The organism is Streptomyces sp. NPDC048566, from assembly GCF_043199735.1.
In the GTDB taxonomy this organism is placed as follows: domain Bacteria; phylum Actinomycetota; class Actinomycetes; order Streptomycetales; family Streptomycetaceae; genus Streptomyces.
The window spans coordinates 206,190-224,279 of the sequence record NZ_JBICWL010000005.1; the positions used below are offsets into that span (position 1 = coordinate 206,190).

15 protein-coding genes are annotated in these 18,090 nt (G+C 73.5%); 7 read left to right on the forward strand and 8 right to left on the reverse strand.

Going from position 1 to position 18,090, the window contains the following annotated elements:
* Positions 1 to 78: 78 nt before the first annotated feature.
* The 3 genes from ACGFS9_RS11640 to ACGFS9_RS11650 form a co-directional block, all read right to left on the reverse strand.
* On the reverse strand, positions 79 to 2,214 hold the full coding sequence (locus ACGFS9_RS11640; protein WP_393252379.1) for a putative bifunctional diguanylate cyclase/phosphodiesterase: 2,136 nt from the start codon (positions 2,212 to 2,214) through the stop codon (positions 79 to 81).
* Positions 2,211 to 3,023 carry an SAM-dependent methyltransferase gene (locus tag ACGFS9_RS11645; RefSeq protein ID WP_393252381.1) on the reverse strand — a complete coding sequence of 271 codons (813 nt, stop codon included), beginning with the start codon at positions 3,021 to 3,023 and terminating at the stop codon, positions 2,211 to 2,213. Before ACGFS9_RS11645 ends, ACGFS9_RS11640 begins: the two co-directional genes overlap by 4 nt.
* A gap of 555 nt (positions 3,024 to 3,578) precedes the next feature.
* Positions 3,579 to 4,517, reverse strand: a complete 939-nt coding sequence (locus ACGFS9_RS11650) for an SCO0930 family lipoprotein (protein ID WP_393252383.1) — start codon at positions 4,515 to 4,517, stop codon at positions 3,579 to 3,581.
* A gap of 899 nt (positions 4,518 to 5,416) precedes the next feature.
* Between ACGFS9_RS11650 and ACGFS9_RS11655 the strand changes: the two genes are divergently transcribed.
* Positions 5,417 to 6,181 (forward strand): hypothetical protein, encoded by a 765-nt coding sequence (locus tag ACGFS9_RS11655; protein WP_393252385.1) that lies wholly within the window; start codon positions 5,417 to 5,419, stop codon positions 6,179 to 6,181.
* Between the two features lie 226 nt (positions 6,182 to 6,407).
* Positions 6,408 to 6,938, forward strand: coding sequence for a hypothetical protein (locus tag ACGFS9_RS11660; RefSeq protein WP_393252386.1), 531 nt, complete (start codon positions 6,408 to 6,410; stop codon positions 6,936 to 6,938).
* Positions 6,939 to 7,057: 119 nt separating this feature from the next.
* Here ACGFS9_RS11660 and ACGFS9_RS11665 read toward each other — a convergent pair whose 3' ends face one another.
* Positions 7,058 to 7,549, reverse strand: a complete 492-nt coding sequence (locus tag ACGFS9_RS11665) for a hypothetical protein (protein WP_393252387.1) — start codon at positions 7,547 to 7,549, stop codon at positions 7,058 to 7,060.
* Positions 7,550 to 7,880: 331 nt separating this feature from the next.
* Here ACGFS9_RS11665 and ACGFS9_RS11670 point away from each other — a divergent pair, with 331 nt between their 5' ends.
* Complete coding sequence (locus ACGFS9_RS11670) at positions 7,881 to 8,543, forward strand: class F sortase (protein WP_393252388.1); 663 nt, start codon at positions 7,881 to 7,883, stop codon at positions 8,541 to 8,543.
* A gap of 271 nt (positions 8,544 to 8,814) precedes the next feature.
* Here ACGFS9_RS11670 and ACGFS9_RS11675 read toward each other — a convergent pair whose 3' ends face one another.
* Together ACGFS9_RS11675 and lysX are read right to left on the reverse strand one after the other, a co-directional pair.
* Positions 8,815 to 9,657, reverse strand: coding sequence for a polysaccharide deacetylase family protein (locus ACGFS9_RS11675; RefSeq protein ID WP_393252389.1), 843 nt, complete (start codon positions 9,655 to 9,657; stop codon positions 8,815 to 8,817).
* A 90-nt stretch (positions 9,658 to 9,747) separates the two neighbouring features.
* Positions 9,748 to 13,026 carry a bifunctional lysylphosphatidylglycerol synthetase/lysine--tRNA ligase LysX gene (lysX, locus tag ACGFS9_RS11680; RefSeq protein ID WP_393252390.1) on the reverse strand — a complete coding sequence of 1,093 codons (3,279 nt, stop codon included), beginning with the start codon at positions 13,024 to 13,026 and terminating at the stop codon, positions 9,748 to 9,750.
* Positions 13,027 to 13,128: 102 nt separating this feature from the next.
* On the opposite strand from lysX, the gene ACGFS9_RS11685 reads away from it, so the two are divergent.
* Positions 13,129 to 13,593 (forward strand): universal stress protein, encoded by a 465-nt coding sequence (locus tag ACGFS9_RS11685; RefSeq protein WP_393252391.1) that lies wholly within the window; start codon positions 13,129 to 13,131, stop codon positions 13,591 to 13,593.
* A 46-nt stretch (positions 13,594 to 13,639) separates the two neighbouring features.
* Here ACGFS9_RS11685 and ACGFS9_RS11690 read toward each other — a convergent pair whose 3' ends face one another.
* Complete coding sequence (locus ACGFS9_RS11690; RefSeq protein WP_393252392.1) at positions 13,640 to 14,794, reverse strand: CapA family protein; 1,155 nt, start codon at positions 14,792 to 14,794, stop codon at positions 13,640 to 13,642.
* A 278-nt stretch (positions 14,795 to 15,072) separates the two neighbouring features.
* Here ACGFS9_RS11690 and ACGFS9_RS11695 point away from each other — a divergent pair, with 278 nt between their 5' ends.
* From ACGFS9_RS11695 to ACGFS9_RS11705, 3 genes are all read left to right on the forward strand, one after another.
* Positions 15,073 to 15,621, forward strand: coding sequence for a sigma-70 family RNA polymerase sigma factor (locus tag ACGFS9_RS11695; protein WP_393252394.1), 549 nt, complete (start codon positions 15,073 to 15,075; stop codon positions 15,619 to 15,621).
* A 135-nt stretch (positions 15,622 to 15,756) separates the two neighbouring features.
* Positions 15,757 to 16,272 (forward strand): hypothetical protein, encoded by a 516-nt coding sequence (locus tag ACGFS9_RS11700; RefSeq protein WP_393252395.1) that lies wholly within the window; start codon positions 15,757 to 15,759, stop codon positions 16,270 to 16,272.
* Between the two features lie 198 nt (positions 16,273 to 16,470).
* Positions 16,471 to 17,151: an anti-sigma factor family protein gene (locus tag ACGFS9_RS11705; RefSeq protein ID WP_393252396.1), complete on the forward strand. Its 681-nt coding sequence runs from the start codon at positions 16,471 to 16,473 to the stop codon at positions 17,149 to 17,151.
* 28 nt (positions 17,152 to 17,179) lie between these two features.
* Here the strand turns inward: ACGFS9_RS11705 and ACGFS9_RS11710 are convergent, their stop codons facing one another.
* A complete protein-coding gene (locus ACGFS9_RS11710) occupies positions 17,180 to 18,040 on the reverse strand; it encodes an Fpg/Nei family DNA glycosylase (RefSeq protein WP_393252398.1) in 861 nt (286 codons plus the stop codon).
* Positions 18,041 to 18,090 lie beyond the last annotated feature (50 nt).

Consider the following 18,090-nt stretch of genomic DNA (forward strand, 5'->3'; position numbering starts at 1 on the left):
ACGGGGGCCGTGGCCGGGGCCGGGGCCGCGAGGGGATTCGCGCCGGGCCCGGCTCGCCCCCGGAGGGGGCCGCGGGCGTCAGCCGGTCGCGTCGGCCAGTGCGAGGTGGTGCAGCCGGTCCGGCGGGCCCGGCCGGGCGTAGTACCAGCCCTGGGCGGTGTCACAGCCCAGCAGCCGCAGCTGTTCGGCCTGCGCGCCGGTCTCCACGCCCTCGACCGTGACCGCGAGGTCCAGGCTGTGGGCGAGGGAGACGATGCCCTCGACGATCTTCAGATCGACGGGATCGGCGGGGAACTGCTGCATGCCCTGGGTGAAGGACCGGTCCAGCTTCAGGACGCTCACCGGCAGCCGCCGCAGGTTGGCGAGGTTGGAGTAGCCGGTGCCGAAGTCGTCCAGCGCGATGTCGACGCCCATCTCGGCCAGCCGCCGCAGCGGCTTCAGCAGGTCGTCGTCGGCTCCGATGAGCGCCGACTCGGTGACCTCCAGGCACAGCGCCTCCGCGGACAGCCCCTCGCGCTCCAGGATGTCGACGGTGTCCTGGACCAGCCCCGGATGGGTCAGCTGGCACGGCGAGAGGTTGACATTGACACGGAGCGGTCCGCCGCCGGGATGCCGCTCCTGCCAGCTGCGGGCCTGGCGGACCGACTGCTCCAGCACCCAGCGGCCCAGCGGCACGATCAGGCCGGTGTGCTCGGCCAGGGGGATGAAGCGGTCCGGGCTCAGCACACCGTGCTGCGGGTGCAGCCAGCGCACCAGCGCCTCGGCGCCGCGGACGCTCCCGTCCCCGAGGTGCACCAGCGGCTGGTACTCGATGAAGAACTCGCCGCGGTCCAGCGCGGCCGGCAGGGCCGTGGTGAGCCCGTGCCGGGTGATGGCGCGGGCGTCCGCCTCGGGGTCGGCCAGCTCGAAGCGGTTCCCGCCGGCGGACTTGGCCCGGTACATGGTGATGTCGGCGCTGCGCAGCACGTCGGCGGCGCCGCGCACCCCCGCCGGCCCCTCCACGACGCCGATGCTGCCGCGCACCGTCAGTTCACGGCCGTCGATGCGGATCGGGGTGACGAGCGCGTTCATGATGCGTCCGGCCAGCTCCTCGACCTCGCGCTCGGTGTCCGTGCCGGTGGTCAGGGCCACGAACTCGTCGCCGCCGAGCCGGGCGACCATCTCCCCCGGGGCGGTCGCGCAGGACTGGAGCCGGTCGGCGACCTCGACGAGCAGCCGGTCGCCGGCCGCGTGCCCGAGGCTGTCGTTGATGGTCTTGAACCCGTCGAGATCGAGGTAGCACAGGCCGAACCGCTGCCCCTCCCCCGCCGCGAGCGCCTTCTCCAGACGCTCGAAGAACAGGGTGCGGTTGGGCAGCCCGGTGAGCGCGTCGTGGGTCGCCTCGTAGCGCAGCCGCAGGTTGAGCAGCCGCCGCTCGGTGGTGTCCTCCATCAGCGCGAGCTGGTACTGCGGCTCGCCGTCGGCGTCCCGCATCAGCGACACCGTCAGGTTGGTCCACAGCGCCGTGCCGTCCGGACGGTAGAAGGCCTTCTCGACGTGGTAGTGCTCGCGCTCGCCGCGCACCAGCTCCTCGTACAGCCGCCAGACCTGGGGAGCGTCCTCGGCGTGGGTCCACTCGGTGACCCGGCGGCCCAGCATCATCTGCTCCGTGCCGCCGAACATGCGCAGCAGCGCGCCGTTGGCCTGGAGCATGTTGCCGTCGAGGTCGGCGATGCCGATCCCTATCGCCGCGCCCTCGAACACGGCCCGGAAGCGGGCCTCGCTGTCGTGAAGCGCCTCGGCCACGGCGCTGCGCGCGGTCAACGCGGCCTGGGAGATGGCCTGTTGTTCGGTGAGCGTGCGTTCGCGCAGTGCCCGGGCGTAGCCCGCGGCCATGGCGTGCTGGAGCCGGGCGGACCGGTTGCGCAGCGTCTCCTGGTGGCCGTCCTCCCCGCAGTAGAGCACGAGGTAGGCGTCCACGCAGTCGAGGGCGCGGCTGAGCGCCTCCGGGTCGGTGCAGTGCGCGGCGACCAGCGCGGCGCCGACCGTGCGGCCGGCCTCCGCCTCGAAGGTCCTGGCCCGCAGCGCTTCGCTCAACCGGCGCGCGAGGGGCAGGAGTTGTTCCTCGAACTCGGGCCGGGTCAGCGAGGTGGAGGTGACGGGGAAGACCGCACGGCTCCAGATCGTCGCGAACCGGCGCAGTCTGTCCTCCGGTCCGTCCGGCTCGGCGGTCACGCCGTACGTCCCACGCCGCCGAACCCGGAGAAGGAGTAGGGATCCTCGTCCTCGGGCGCGGTGTCCGGCCGCCACTGCGGCATCGGCACCAGGCCGGGTTCCACCATGTCAAACCCCTCGAAGAACCGTGCGATCTGCTCGCGTGTCCGCATGATCAGCGGATTGCGGATGTTCCTGTACACGCCGACCGTTCCCTCGGCCTGCTCCTGCGGGAGCGGGATGCCCTCGAACGCGGCGTGGGTGACGACCAGCAGGCTGCCCGGCGCGAGAGCGTCGCGCAGCTCGGCCACCGCACTGTACGGGTCGTCGGCGTCCTCCACGAAGTGCAGGACGGCCACGAGGAGCAGAGCGACCGGGCGCGTCAGGTCGATCAGCTGCTGCACGGGCGCGCCGGCGAGGATCTCCCGCGGCTTGAGGAGGTCGGCCGCGAGGACACCGGCGTCGTCGTTGTCCCGCAGCACGGCCTGGCTGTGTGCGACGGCAACGGGATCGTGGTCGACGTAGACGACGCGCGCGCCGGGCCGTGCGGTCTGCGCGACCTCGTGGACGTTGCCGAACGTGGGGATGCCGGAGCCGATGTCGAGGAACTGGTCGATGCCCTCGGCCGCGGCGAAGCGGACCGCGCGGCGCATGAACGCGCGGTTGGCCTGCATCACCTTGGGCAGCCCCGGCATGAACTCCATCGCCTTGCGGGCCGCTTCCCGGTCGACCTCGAAGTTGTGCGAACCGCCCAGGTAGTAGTCGTACATTCGGGACACGCTCGGCACCGAGATGTCAATGCTGCGGGGTGCCCAGGCGGGACGCTCCATCTATCTCTCCACGGCGTAGTCGGCGGCGTAGGCGATCCGGTGTTCGAGCAGAGGCTACTGATCGCCCGCCAAAGGAGCGAGCCCAAACGGAAATTGACCGTCCGTTCCCGGTCACTGCCTCGGGCACGTGCCGAATTGGCGTCCGCGAACGTCACGCGGACAGGCCACGCACCGCCGTCACGAAATCCCTCCGAAGCGTTTCAAAAGGACTGCGGGGATCACGAAGCGTGGTCGCGCCGCGGAAGGGCAGCCGCACTCTTTCACATCCGGGCCGCGCCTCGGACCTTTCACGTTCGGCCGTGTTCCCGGCCCGTCCTGCCGTCCGGCCGTTCAGTAGCGCGACGCGCCGGCCCCCGCCCCGCGGCCGTCGCGCACCGGCTCCCGGACGGGCGGGCCCCGGCACGCCCGAGGGTCCGCCCCCTCCGTGCGGTGCGGAGGGGGCGGACCCGGGGTCGTGCGTCGTCTCGTCGTCCGGCACACTGCCCGACCGTGTCCACTCCCTTCTGGCGTCCCTCGGTGTGCGGAGCGGGGAATCGCCCCTGGGGAGACGATCCGTCACTTCGACGCGCCGACCGGCTTTCCGTCGGGCGCGACGGCGTACCACGTGCCGCCGACACCCTGACCGTTGGTGTCTCCGGGCGCGGTGTCACCGGAGAAGGTGTAGATCGGCCAGCAGTTGACCGTCATCTGCTTCACGCCGTCCGGACGGGTGAAGCCCATCAGGCCCTTCTTCTGGACGCCCTTGGTGTCGTCGGAGGCGACCGGCGCCACGGCCGGCCACTTCTCCAGGCAGGCTCCCGTGCAGGCCGACTTCGAGACGGGCCATGCCTGGTCCTTCATGAAGCGGTAGACCGTCATGCCGTTCTTGTCGACCACGACCTCGCCGAGCTTGGCGTCCTTGCGGACCGACAGGCCGGGCAGATCGGCGAGGGTCGCCTTCTTGCCGTTGGGAGCGGAGGCGTACCAACTACCGCCCACACCCTGGCCGTTGGTGTCACCGGCCTTGGTGTCCTTGGCGTAGCGGTACATCGGCCAGCCGGCGACCGTCAGCTGCTTCGTGCCGTCCGTCCGGGTCACCTCGCCGAGCAGCGACTTGTCGATGCCGGTCGCGGCCTCCGCGCCGTCGGCGGGTACCGGCGGCCAGGCGGTCGCGCAGTCGCCGTCGCAGCTGGACTTCGGCGGCTCCGCGGTGTCCTTGTCGAAGCGGTAGAGGGTGATCCCGGCGCCGTCGGTGAGCACCTTGCCGAGCTTCGCGCTCTCGGTGACGGCGAGCCGGCCGGCGGGTTCCGCCTTGGCGGCGGCCTGTTCCTTGGACCCGGAGTCGTAGCCGCTGCCGGCGGTGCTCGCCGCGCCGTAGTCGCCCGCGGCGGCGGTCGCCCCGACGTTCTGGCTGCCCGTCGAGGGGGTGCCCTGTTCCTGACCGCACGCCGTCGTCAGCGCCAGCACGGCCGCAGCTGCCGCTACGAGTGAGGCGCTCCGCCAGGAGGTCTTCATGGATAACTCCCGCTGTTCGCGTAGGTGGTGCAGCGCCCTGCTGCGCCGCGCACGGCCCTAGGTACGGGCGGAGGGGGCGCGCGCGTTCAAGCGGCACGGAACTTTTCTCGGCGGGGGCCGTCGGTCGGGCCGGCACGCTCCTCGCTCGCGCGTACGACCGGCGCCCGGCGTTCCCGTACGGCACGTCAAGCCGCCGCGTGACCGGCGTCCCTCCTTCGGGGGCATTCGCCGCCACTCCGGCGCGGCCCCGTCGCGGGCACCTCATGATCTTCGTCGTGCAAGGACCCCAACGAACCCGATCCGCCCTCGTCATACGGGTATTGGCGCTGACGGCGCTCAGCTGGCTGTTCGTCGGCGCGCCGAGCGGGACGGCGGCCGCGGACGCCTGTGCGTACGCCTCCGCCGGCCGGGACGGAGAGGGCACCACCGCGGTGGCCGTCGCGGGGGACGGCGCGGTGGCGGTCGTCGGCACCACCACCCGGTGCCCCACACCGACACCGACGCCCACACCCCCGTGCCCGCCGACGCCCACCCCGCCGCCGGCGCCGAAACCCCCTCCGCCCCCGCCGAAGCCGGCACCCCGGCCGACACCGCCTCCCGTCGTGCGCGCGCCGGAACCGGAACCACCGCCGCCACCGCCCGCCGCCCCGAGTCCGCGGCCCGTCCCGCCGCGGCCGGCTCCGCCGCCGCGCCCGAGACCCACCCCGCCTCCCGCACCTGCGCCGAGCACGCACCCCCCGGCCGCGCCCCGACCGGTCAGCTATCCGGCGTACCGCCCGGCACCGCACAAGCACCAGCCGCGCGGCGGCCCGTCCCTGGTCTCGTTCACCCTGCTCATCACCGCGCCCGCGGTGCTCGCCGTCGCGGCGCTGCGCCCGCGCTGACCCTGGAGGCACTCCTTGTCGGATTGGCTTGTTCTCGCCCTGGCGATGGCGGCCGCGTGCATCGTGGTCCTCATCGTGACGCTCGTCCGGCACCGCCGGGCGCGCGAGGACGAGGACCCGAGCGAGACCCCGGACGTCATCGAGTACATGACGATGATGATCGGCGTGGTGTACGCGATCGTGCTGGGCCTGGCGATCGCCGGTGTCTGGGAGGCACGCGGAGCCGCCCAGGACCACGTACAGGCGGAGGCCCAGGCGCTGCACGAGATCTCCGAGCGGGTCCGGGTGTACCCGCCCGCCGTGCGCGAGCGCGTGCGCGCCGATGTCGACGCCTATGTCGGCCATGTGGTCACCACGGAGTGGAAGGCGATGACGGACCACGGCCGGGTGACCCCGGAGGGCGGCCGGCTGCTCGAACGCATCCGCCACGACGTCACCGACTACGAGCCGGCCTCGGACTTCGAGGCGCAGGCGTACCAGCCGCTCCTGGACCAGGTGGCGGCCGCGGACGCGGCGCGCAGCGCCCGCGCGGACTCCACCGGGGCGACCATGCCCGGGGTCGTGTGGTTCGGGCTGATCATCGGCGCCGTGGTCACCGTCGGGATGATCTTCGCGCTGCAGATCAGGCGGACCGCCCGCGAACTGGTCCTCGCCGGGCTGTTCTCCGCGCTGATCGCGTTCCTGCTGTTCCTGATCTGGGACTTCGACGCGCCGTACAGCAGGGGCATCACGGCGTCCGTGGAACCCTTCACGGCGCTGTTCCCGCACCTGCCGGGCTGAAAGGTCCCGGTGCCCGAGGCGGCGGCCGGGGGAACGGCGACACGCCGTCGGGTCCCCCGGCCGCACGCGCTTTCGTCCCCCGTGCGGCCCAGCCGATTGCCCCGTTCGCCCTACAGCGATCGCGCGCGGGCAGGTCGTTTCCTAGCGTTCGGGTCATCGAGGTGCATTTCTGGCGTACTGCGGAAAAGGTCCGCGGCAAGGCTCCTCGGGTACCTGGAGGCTCACCATGCGCGCGATACGCGTCGCTTCGGCCGCACTGCTGGGCGTGACCGCCCTGACCTTCACCGCGCCCGCCGCTTTCGCCGGCGACCGGGACGACCACGGCATCACCCCGTTCGCGTTCAGCGTCCAGCCGTCCACCATCGCCGCCGGCGGTCAGGTGTCGCTGCTGCTGAAGCGGGAGGGCGGGTGCCGCGGCAAGGCCACGGTCACCTCCGGTGTCTTCGACACCGTCACGATCGCGCCGGGGCAGTCCTCGGCGACCGCCATGGTCGACTGGGACGCCCGGCCGGGCGCGGTGTACGACGTGACGTTCTCGTGCGGCGGGGCGAGCGGCAGCACCGGGCTCACCATCGCGGGCGGGCGGCCGGACGGGCCGACCCCGGTACCGCTCCAGCGCGGTGTGCGGGCGGGCGTCGGCGGCAGCGCCGGCGGCTTCGACCTGAAGGAGATCGGCCTGGGCACGGCCCTCATCGCCGGATCCGTGGGCGCGGCCTGGTACATGACGCGGCGCCGCGCGGCGTCCGAGGAGTCCTGACCGCACGGGACGGTGCCTCACCCCGGATCATGGGAGCATCCGGGGCGAAGCACCGTTCCGTGTGCGGTCCGCCCGGTGGCCGCGGGCCGGCCGGGGCCGTGCGCCGCCGGGCCGTTCGCTCAGATGTGCTTCTCGGACCGGCGGCGCATCCAGAAGACCGCGCCGCCGGCGGCGGCCGCGGCCACCAGGCCGCCGCCGATCGCCATGTCGGTCGGGGTGGCGCCGGTGGAACTGCTGCCACCGAGACCGCCGCGGGTGCCGCCGATGACGGTGAAGGCCGCGGGGCGGGTCAGTGACCCGGTCCCCTGGCAGTTGACGGTGATGTCGTACGAGCCGGGCCGGGCGTCGTGGTTGATGGTGGCCGTTCCGCTCGACGTCTCGTTGTGGGCGCCGAGGAGCGGCTTGAGCCGCGCCTGCCGGAACGCGGGCGACGTCATGGTGCCGCCGCGCGAGCAGCCGTCGACGGTCACCGTCAGCTGACCGCCGCGGGCGATGACGCTGGGCATGGCGACGATGTTGCTGGGACTGTTCCACGCCGCGGCCATCGGAGCGGCGAGCCCCACGGCGGCGACCGCGGCGGCGGACACCGCCAGGGCACGTGAGTTGCGCATGTGATCCTCCGCGGAGACGCCCCGGGAACCGTCCCCGGTGGATCGGCGAGAAAGCGCCTCCCAGACAGACCCTCAGACGCCCCGCACAGGGGCGCATGTCGGGACTGGTCCGTACCGGTGAGAGGACACGCCGGGGGAATTCCGCGTAATCGGCTATCGCCGCAGGTCACACACCGTCAGAAATTTCCCGGTCGTGGCAACTCGGATGGCCGAGGAGGCGTCCGGGCCGCCACCCGTTCGCCCGTCTCCCGTCGCCCGTCGGCCGCTCTGCGCCTAGCGTGCCCCTATGCGCGACTGACGCGGCGACGGCCGCGTCGAGAGGGGATTGCGAATGTCTGCGTCCGAACTGGCCGAAGAGGAGGAGCGGCAGAGGAAGCGTGCTCCCTGGGGCGTGATAGCGCTTGTTCTGCTGACCGGACTCGCACTCATCCGGAACGGTTCCGGTGAGTTCGACGTCGGGCCCCCGCAGCCCGCCTCCGCGGCGGCGGCGGACACCCACGCGACGGCGGGAGCCTTCGCCCGGACGCCGGACCCGCTGCCGTACTCCGTGGTCGACCGGGTGCGGATCCCGGCCATCCGGGTGGACGCGCCGGTGATGCCGGTGGGTCTGGACATCGACGGCTGGGTGGCCGCGCCGCCGCCCGAGGACCCCAACCTCGCGGGCTGGTTCACCGGAGCGGTCTCGCCCGGCGAGAAGGGCACCTCGGTGATCGTCGGCCATGTCGACAACATGCAGGGGCCGGCCGTCTTCTACGGCCTCGGCGCCCTGAAGAAGGGGAACCGGGTGGAGGTTCTCCGCAAGGACGGGAAGACCGCGGTGTTCGAGATCTACGGCATCGAGGTCTTCTCCAAGGACGACTTCCCCGGAGACCGCGTCTACAACAGCAAGGGGACCGCGGAACTGCGCGTCATCACCTGCGGCGGCGGTTTCTCCAAGCAGCACGGGTACGACGGGAACGTGGTGGTGTTCGCGAAGATGGTCGAGACGCGCTGAGCGCCTCCCGGCCGCCCGGACGGAGCCCGGTGCGGCGGCGTCCGGGAAGGCCGGCCGGCGGGACGTCCTGCGTTTCCCGCCGGCCCGGCTTGCGCGGTTCCGCTCCTCCGGCCCGCCGGGCCGTGCGGCCCCTCCGGACCCCCACCCGGCCCCCGACGCCCCTCCCCCGCCGCCGGGTCCGCGTTCCCTCACGCGGGCCCGGCGGCGCCGTGCGGGCCGGCCAGTGCCCTGACCGGAAAGGTTCACCGGCGAACCTTTCCGGTCAGCGCAGCTAGACGCCGGTCCGGCGCGGCACGGTGAGGTGGTAGCCGGAGTCCAGCAGGTACGGCAGGTACTGGCGCAGCGCCTTCACGCTCTGCGAGCGGTTCCCGCCCGCGTCGTGCGAGAGGACGACGACGCCGGGGGCGGCCTCCTTCTCGACCGTGCCGACGATCGACCGGACACCCGGGGTCGCCCAGTCGTTGGTGTCGATCGTCCAGGCCAGCGGCTCCATGCCGAGGTCGGCCTGGATCTGGAAGGTCGCCCTGTTCCAGGCGCCGTAGGGGGCGCGGAACCAGGCCGGCGACTCGCCGTAGGCGTTCCTGACGACCTTGCTCGTCCGCTCGATCTCGGAGCGGATCGCGGAGCGGGAGAGCTTGGTGAGCAGCGGATGGGTCCACGTGTGGTTGCCCACGATGTGCCCGTCGTCGGCCATCCGGCCCAGCAGGTCCTTGTTGTCCGCGGCCATCTCCCCGCACACGAAGAACATCGCGCGCACGTCGTACTCGCGCAGGGTGCGCAGGATGTCGGGGGTGTAGAGGGGGTCCGGGCCGTCGTCGAAGGTGAGCACCATGCTGCGGCCCCGCCCCTCCATGCGCAGGAACGGCTCGTGGCGCACCGCGGTCCTGCCGGGTACGGCCCGCGGCGGGCCGTACCCGGTGATCGGCCGGAGCCGGTACGCGGACGGTTTGAGGGCGCGTGCGGCCGGGGGGCCGGAGCGGGGCGGCACCCGCACCGGTTGCGCGGCCGGGTCGGCGGTCAGGACCCGGGCCGTGCCCGCGGCCCCGGCCGCCCCCAGGACCGCGGCGCCGGCGATCAACGCCTTGCGTCGGGTGATCAGCTGATCCTTTTTCATGACCAATCAGTCACCCGGCGGAGGGCCCGCCCGGCTGAGCAACACCGCCACGGGCCCGTGAAAGCACCCGGCTGGACCATTTCCGCGGCGTCAGCGGCGGCGCACCAGCGGGAACGGCAGGGTCTCCCGGATCGTCAGCCCGGTCAGGAACATGACGAGCCGGTCCACGCCGATCCCGAGCCCGCCGGTGGGCGGCATGGCGTACTCCAGGGCGTCGAGGAAGTCCTCGTCGAGCTCCATCGCCTCGGGGTCTCCCCCGGCGGCCAGCAGCGACTGCTCGGTGAGCCGGCGGCGCTGTTCGACCGGGTCGGTCAACTCGGAGTAGGCGGTGCCCAGTTCGGTTCCGAAGGCGACGAGGTCCCAGCGTTCCGCCAGACGCGGATCGGTGCGGTGCTGCCGGGTGAGCGGGGAGACGTCGGTGGGGAAGTCCTTGTAGAAGGTCGGCAGCAGGGTCTTCTCCTCGACCAGGCGTTCGTACATCTCCAGAACGATGTCGCCGCGTCCGTCGTCGTCCACGTAGGGCACGCCCGCGCGGTCGCACAGCCGCCGGAGGGCTTCGACGGAGGTGTCGGCGTCGATCTCGTCCCCGAGGGCCTCGGAGATCGCGCCGTAGACCGTCTTGACGGGCCACGGCCCGGAGATGTCGTACTCGGTGCCGTCCTTGCGGGCGATCGGTGCGCCGAACGCGGCGGTCGCCGCGCCCTGGATCAGCTCGCGGGCCAGGTCGAGCATCACGTCGTAGTCGGCGAAGGCCTGGTAGGCCTCCAGCATCGTGAACTCGGGGTTGTGCTTGTAGGACACCCCCTCGTTGCGGAAGGTGCGGCCCATCTCGAAGACCTTCTCCAGCCCGCCCACGCAGAGCCGCTTGAGGTACAGCTCGGGTGCGATGCGCAGGTAGAGGTCGAGGTCGTAGGCGTTGATGTGGGTGGTGAACGGCCGGGCGTTGGCGCCGCCGTGGATCTGCTGGAGCATCGGGGTCTCGACCTCCAGGTAGCCCCGCTCCAGCAGCCCCTGGCGCAGCGCCTGGACCGCGGTGGAGCGGGCCCGGACGACGTCCCGGGCGCCGGGGCTGGACACCAGGTCGAGATAGCGGCGGCGGACCTTGGCCTCCGGGTCGGCCAGGCCCTTGCGCTTGTCGGGGAGCGGGCGCAGGCACTTCGCGGTGAGCCGCCAGGAGGTGGCGAACACCGTCGGCTCGCCCCGGTCGCTGGCGCCGGCGAGGCCGTCGGCGGTGATGTGGTCGCCGATGTCGACGACCCGGCGGAAGCGGTCGAGCGCCTCGCCGGACTCCGCGCGGGTGAGGGCGAGCTGGAGATCGCCGGACCAGTCGCGCAGCACGGCGAAGAGGATGCCGCCGAAGTCCCGCACCAGCATCACCCGTCCGGCGACGGTGACGTCCTCGCCGCCGCGGACCTCGGCGAGCAGGTGGGTGCGCGGCGGGATGCCGACCGGATAGGGGTCGGTGCCCTCGGCGCGCAGCCGGTCGAGCTTGCGGTGCCGCACCCGGACCTGGTCGGGCAGCGCGTCGGCGGGGTCGCCGGGCTCGGCCCCGTCCTCAGCGCCGAGACCGAGGTCGGCCAGCGAGGGCAGCCCCGCCGTGGTGGCCGGCCGGGGCCCGCCGCGGGAGCGGCCCCTGCCCCACATCGAGCGCAGCGAGGGCACGGAGACGAAGCCCTCGGCGATGGCGGACGCCAGCCCGATGCGGGCGAGGGCGCCGGTGTCGCCGTAGCAGATGAAGCGCGGATACCACTCGGGGTGGTACTTGGCGTTGGAGCGGTACAGCGCCTCCAGCTGCCACCAGCGGGAGAAGAACAGCAGCAGCCGGCGCCACAGCCGCAGCACCGGTCCCGCGCCGATGCGGGCGCCCTCCTCGAAGACGGAGCGGAACACCGCGAAGTTGAGGGAGACGCGCCGTACGCCGAACTTCCCGGCCGCCGCGCACACCTCCGCGACCATGAACTCGGTGACGCCGTTGGGGGCGCCGCGGTCGCGGCGCATCAGGTCCAGGGAGATGCCCTCGCGGCCCCAGGGCACGAAGGAGAGCAGGGCGAGCAGCCTGCCGTCGGCGTCCATCGCCTCGGCGAGCAGGCAGTCGCCGTCCTCCGGGTCGCCGAGCCGGTCGAGCGCCATCGAGAAGCCGCGCTCGGTCTCGGTGTCGCGCCAGGCGTCGGCGCGGCCGACGATCTCCTCCATCTCGGCGTCGGTGAGGGTGGAGTGCCGGCGCACCCGGCAGGTGGCCCCGGAGCGCCTGACCCGGTTGACCGCCTGGCGGGTGACGCGCATGTCGCGGCCGCCGAGGTCGAAGTCGGCCACGTGCAGGACGGCCTCGTCGCCGAGTTGGAGGGCTCCGAGGCCGGCTCGCGCGTACGCCTTGGCCCCTTCCTCGGAGGCACCCATCACGGCGGGTGCCCAGGCGTGGCGGCGCGCCGCGTCGAGCCAGGCGTCGATGGCGTGCGGCCAGGCCTCCCGGTCGCCGACGGGGTCGCCGCTGGCGAGGCAGACCCCGGCCTCGACGCGGTAGGTGACGGCCGCCTTGCCGCTGGGCGAGAAGACGACGGCCTTGTCGCGGCGGGTGGCGAAGTAGCCGAGGGAGTCGTCGGCGCCGTAGGCCCGCAGCAGGGCGCGGATGCGGGCCTCCTCGTCACCGTGCAGGGCGGCCACCATGCGCTGCGAACGGAAGAGGGCGGCGGCGGCGTTCAGCAGGGCGAGGGCGCCGAACAGGCCGAGCACGAAGAACAGCCAGCGCGGTGGACGGCCGTCGAAGGACCCCGCGGACACCAGTCCGCCGAGGACCCGGTTGACGGCCCACACCAGGCGCTGGCTGTGCGGCAGCGTGCCGGGGAACAGTTCGACCAGGCCCCAGCCGACCAGGATCGCCACCGCCAGTCCGGCGACCAGCACGAGCAGGGCCCGCCGGACGGCGCCGCGCCGGGAGTCGGCGTAGAACTCGCGGCGGGCCACGATCAGCAGGGCCAGCAGCAGTCCGCAGACGACGAGTGAGGGGACCGACTGGGCGTACAGGCCCGCCGCGACGCCGAGCAGGTCGGCGAGGACGAGCAGGCCGAGGTAGACGACCACCAGCCACCAGGCGATCTTCTTGCGGGCGGCCGTCGCGGCGGCGAGCAGGAAGAGGAAGACCGCGTAGGCGAGGTTGGCGCTGACCGGGATGACGAGCAGGTCCAGGAAGCGCGTCACCGGGCCGAGCGCCCGGCGCAGCGGGGCGATGAAGGCCAGGACGGCGCAGAGCAGGCCGATGACGGCGAAGAAGGTGCCGAAGCCCTCGGGCACCTTGGCGAGGAGACCGCCCGGGGCCGGGCGCGCCGGAGCGGCGGTGTCCTTGGACCGGCGGGCCTCCGCGGTGGAACTCATGCTTCCGACTCTAGGAAGGGGTGCGCCTCCCCGCCCGTCGAGCGGTCGGCGGCGACCACCCGCGCGCCCGTGGGACCTGCGCGTTCCGCTAACCTCGCTGCCGTGACGGATGAGCAGCACGTACAGGGGTTCGAGCGCGGTACCGACGGCCCGAAGGTCATCGTCGTCGGGGTGGACGGCTCCGATTCCTCGCTGCGGGCGGCGGCCTACGCGGGCGGCCTGGCACGGCGGCAGCGGGCGCTGCTCGCGGTGGTCTACGTCCAGCCGGTGATGGCGGCGGGAGCGGCGCTCGGCGTGCCGGTCGCGGAGACGACCGACGAGATCGCCGAGGACCTGATCCGGTACATCCGCGATGCGACCGAGCGGGTGAAGGACATATTCGACGTGCGCTGGGAGTTCCACACCTTCCGCGGCGATCCGTACGGCGGCCTGGTCACCGCCGCCGACGAACTGAAGGCCGACGCGGTGGTGGTGGGCGCCTCGGAGCAGGCGGGCCACCGGATCGTGGGGTCGGTGGCGATCCGGCTGGTGAAGGCGGGCCGGTGGCCCGTCACGGTGGTGCCGTAGCCGGTCGCGGTCCGCGGCGCCGGGGCCGCGGCGCGGCCGCCGCGGGCTACTTCCCCGGCACCAGTCCGTCCCCGGCCGCGCCGCGGCTCAGCACGACGTCCCGGATGTGGTCGCGGGCGGCGCCGACCGCGGCGCCGCTGCGCAGGGCCGCGTCGAGGTCGAGGACCCGGCCGGCGTCGACGTCGAAGCCCTGCGGGACGAACTCGGCCTTCGCGACCGTCCAGCGCCCGCCCGGCCGCGCCGGCGGCACGAAGGTGAAGCGCCCGGCCGCGCTCTGGTTGCCGCGCGGGTCCTGGACGCCGGCGCCGTTGGTCATCGCGCCCGCGACCTGATCGCCCGTGCCGTACACCACCCAGGTGCCGTTGACCTTCTCGAAGGGCTGCGGGACGTGCGCGCCGGCGCCGAGGACCAGGTCGACGTCGGGCCGCCCCCCGGTGCGGGACGCGGTCAGCCGCCGGCCCAGGCTCAGCTGCCGCTCGTCGGGCTGGTCCTGCCACGCGGTTCCCCAGTGCAGCGAGACCACCACCACGTCGGCACCCGCCGCGCGGGCGGCGCGGGCGTCCGCGGCGATCCGGTCCGGGTCGATGCCGCGCACGGCCCAGGGCTGCCCCTGCGGGAGCGGACGGCCGCCGGTGCCGTCCGTGTAGGCGAGGTGGGCGACGCGGGCGGCGCCGGCCCGCAGCAGGACGGCGTGGTCGGCCTCCCCCTCGGTGCGGGCCGATCCGGCGTGCCGCACACCCGCCCGGTCCAGGGCGCCGAGGGTGCGCCGGATGCCGTCGGCGCCGTCGTCGAGGCTGTGGTCCGAGGCGGTGGCGCAGGAGTCGTAGCCGGTGGCGGCGAGGCCCTCGGCCAGCTGGGGCGGGGCGGTCAGGTCGGGCCGGCCGGTGGTGGGGGCGTCGGTGCCGTACACGCCCTCCAGGTGGCAGATCGCCAGGTCGGCACCGGAGACGAGGGGGCGGGCGGCGGCCAGCAGGGGCCGGAAGTCATACCCGCCGCCTCCGGCGTCGGCGCCGGCGCGCTCGACGACCGAGTCGTGCGGCAGGACGTCGCCGGTGGCGACCAGGGTGAACGGCCGGGCGGCGCCGGGGGCGTGCTGACCGTCGCGGCGGTGGCCGGCCGGGTCCTGGTCCTGGCAGGCCGCCGCCGTGGCGATGAGGACGGCCGCGACGGCCAGGTTGATCTGTCGTCCACGTGTGATCATGCCCGGCCCCATTCAGTCGTATTTGATTACTAATTGAGGCGATTTCAGGTTCCCGGGCGTCCGGCGGTCAAGGAGGCACCACCGCGGCTCGCCCGTTCGGCGCCCGCGGGCCCGCCCGTCGGGGGACGCCGCCCGGGGGCGGGGCCGCGGCCCCGCCGGCAGCGGCCTTCCAGCCGGCGGACCGTTCGGCGCACCGTTCACCGACGGCTTCGACCGCCCACCGCACGGGCGTGCCCGCGGCCTGTCCGTGCGGAGCGCAGCGCGCTGCCATACAGGCCATGACGGCCGGAACCACCACCATCCCGGGCGGGACGACCGCCGAGCACGAGCTGGCCACGCTGCAGCGCGAGCACGGCCGCCCCCTCTTCGCGCTGCTGCTGCGCCTGTCGGACGGCGACCGGCAGCGCGCCGAGGACCTGGTGCAGGAGACCCTCGTCCGCGCCTGGCAGCATCCCGAGGCCCTGCGGGCCGACCGTTTCGAGTCGGTGCGCCCCTGGCTGCTCACCGTGGGACGGCGGCTGGCCATCGACGCGCGCCGGGCCCGGCAGGCCCGGCCCCCCGAGGTCGGGGACGCCGTCCTCGACACCGCGCGCGTCTGCGCCGATCACGCCGAGCGGTCGGCGGCCACGCTCGACGTACGGGAGGCTGTGAAGACACTCACTCCCGAGCACCGTGAAGTCCTGGTGCTGGTGTATTTCCAGGGGGCCAGTGTGGCGGAGGCCGCCGCGGCGCTGGGCATCCCGCCGGGTACGGTGAAGTCCCGCGCGTACTACGCACTGCGCGCCCTGCGCCGGGTCCTTCCCGGATACGCGGCCGACCTGCGGTGAAACGGAAGGCCGGGTCAAGCCTCCGTAAAGCGCCTTGCCGATGACCATGGTTGAGCACTCAGCTTGCCTCATCCGTGTTCCGGACCGGGGCCCGGGGTCGGGCGACGCGCACGCACCGGAGGAAGGCAGGAAGGGATGCCGCACAGAGGGCAAGAGAGCACGAACGGCACCGGAGGCGGCGAACTCACCGTTCCCATGGCCTGGTTGTACGCCGAGTACATCGCCGACGAACTGCTGCGGACCGGGGACCTGATGCCGCCGACGTCCTTCGAGTTCCGCGCCGGGCGCGACGCCCTGGCACTGACCATCTTCCTGTCCGACAGCGGCGGCGAACTCTCCGGCATCAGGGTGATCACCCAGCTGGAGACCTGGCTCTCGCTGACCGCCTACGACCAGCCCTGGCAGGAGTGGGTGCGCGAGCACCTGGCCCTGCGCTCGGCCCGGGCCGCCGGAGGGGCCGCACCGGACGCGGACCTGGACCTGGCAGCGACGGCGTGGCGCTGGCTGGAGGAGACCGAACTGCTCGCGCCCGACCTCGACGCGGTGCCCGGCGGCGGCCCCGTCCCCGGCGAGGACGACGCCCCCCAGGTGTGGACCCCCGCCTGGCGGCTGGGACTTCCCCTGGGACACCTGGCCATCCACCTCTTCTGAGCAGGCGCCGGGAGGGCCCGCCCCGCCGGTCCGGAACATTTCCTCGCCCCGGACCAATCCGCGGGCACCGGCGCTCCGAATGTCTGCGTCGCGAATCCCCGGCGGGGCTTGAATGATTCGGCGGTTTGGTGCGTACCTGTGGGCAACAGCAGCACCACTCACAGTCCGCACCATCGCCACGAGGATTCGGTATTCGGTATGAGGTCCCTGGAACGGCATGGCGACGTCGGCGCCTACGCACTCGGCGTGCTCGACGAGGCGGAAGCCTTCCGCTTCGAGGACCACCTCATGGAGTGCCCTCGTTGCACGGCGCACGTGAGCGAGTTCCGCCCCGCCACCCGGCAGTTGATGCTGTACCGCCGCTCGACGCCGCGCACGGTCCACCCGTTCGCCGCCCCCGGGCCGCGGCTGCTCGACCGGTTGCTCGCGGAGGTGACCGCACGCAACCGGGCCGGCCGCAGACGCCTCCTGTACGCCGTGGCGGCCTCGGTGGTGCTCGCGGCCGGCGGCCCGGCGATCGTCGCGGTCGCGGCCCACGACGCCCCCGCCCACCGGATCACCGCGGCCGGCCCCCGGGACGGCAGCGTCACCGCCACGGACGCCGACACCGGCGTGTGGGCGCAGGTGACCACCACCGACCGGGTCTGGGGAACCGACGTGGACGTCCGGGTCAAGGACCCGGGCGGTCCCCGCTCCTGCCGGCTCGTCGCCGTCGGCAAGGACGGCACGGAGGAGACGGTGACCAGCTGGATGGTCCCGCCGCACGACGGCGCCGCCCAGCGGATGCGGGGAGGCGCGGCCCTGCGCAGCGGCGAGATCGGGCGGTTCGAGGTCCGCACCGCGGACGGCGAGCACCTGGTGACCCTGAAGGCCCCGTGACCGGGCCCCGCGTTCGGTGCTCCGCGCGCTACTTGAGCAGGCGCGACATGCGCCGGTCCGCCAGTGGCCTGCCACCGGTCTGGCAGGTGGGGCAGTACTGGAGCGCGGAGTCGCTGAACGACACCTCGCGGATGGTGTCGCCGCACACCGGGCAGGACTCCCCCGCCCTCCCGTGCACCCGCAGCCCGCTCTTCTTCTCGGCCTTGAGCCGGCCGGCGGCCAGCCCGTGGGAGCGCTCCACCGCCTCGGCGAGCGTGACGCGCAGCGCCTCGAACAGGCGGTGGGTCTCCTCGGGGGTCAGGGAGGAGGCGAGCTTGAAGGGCGACATCCGGGCGGCGTGCAGGATCTCGTCGCTGTAGGCGTTCCCGACCCCGGCGATCAGGCTCTGGTCGCGCAGCGCGCCCTTGAGCTGACGCCGCTCTCCCCGGAGCAGTCCGGCGAAGCGCTCCTCGTCGAAGTCCCCGGCGAGCGGGTCGGGGCCGAGACGGGCCACGCCGGGGACCGCGCGCGGATCGGCGACCACGTACACCGCGAGGCGCTTCTGGGTCCCCGCCTCGGTCAGGTCGAAGCCCTCGCCGGTCTCCAGCGCGACCCGCAGTGCGAGCGGCCCCTTGCCGGGGCGGGGCGGGCCGTCGGGGAGGGTGTCGCGCCAGTGCAGCCAGCCGGCGCGGGCCAGGTGGGTGACGAGGTGGGTGCCGCCCGCGTCGACGTCGAGGAACTTGCCGAACCGGCGGACGGCGGTGACCTCGCGTCCCTCCAGCGCCGACAGGGGCGGTTCGTAGGTCTTCAGGACGCTGACGGCGACGGGCAGCACCCGGACGATCCGGCGGCCGACGAGGTGGTCGGCGAGGAAGTCCTTGAGCGCGTCGACCTCGGGCAGTTCCGGCATACGTCCAGGGTGCCATCCGGCGCCGGCGCCGCCACCGCTGCGGCGGGCCG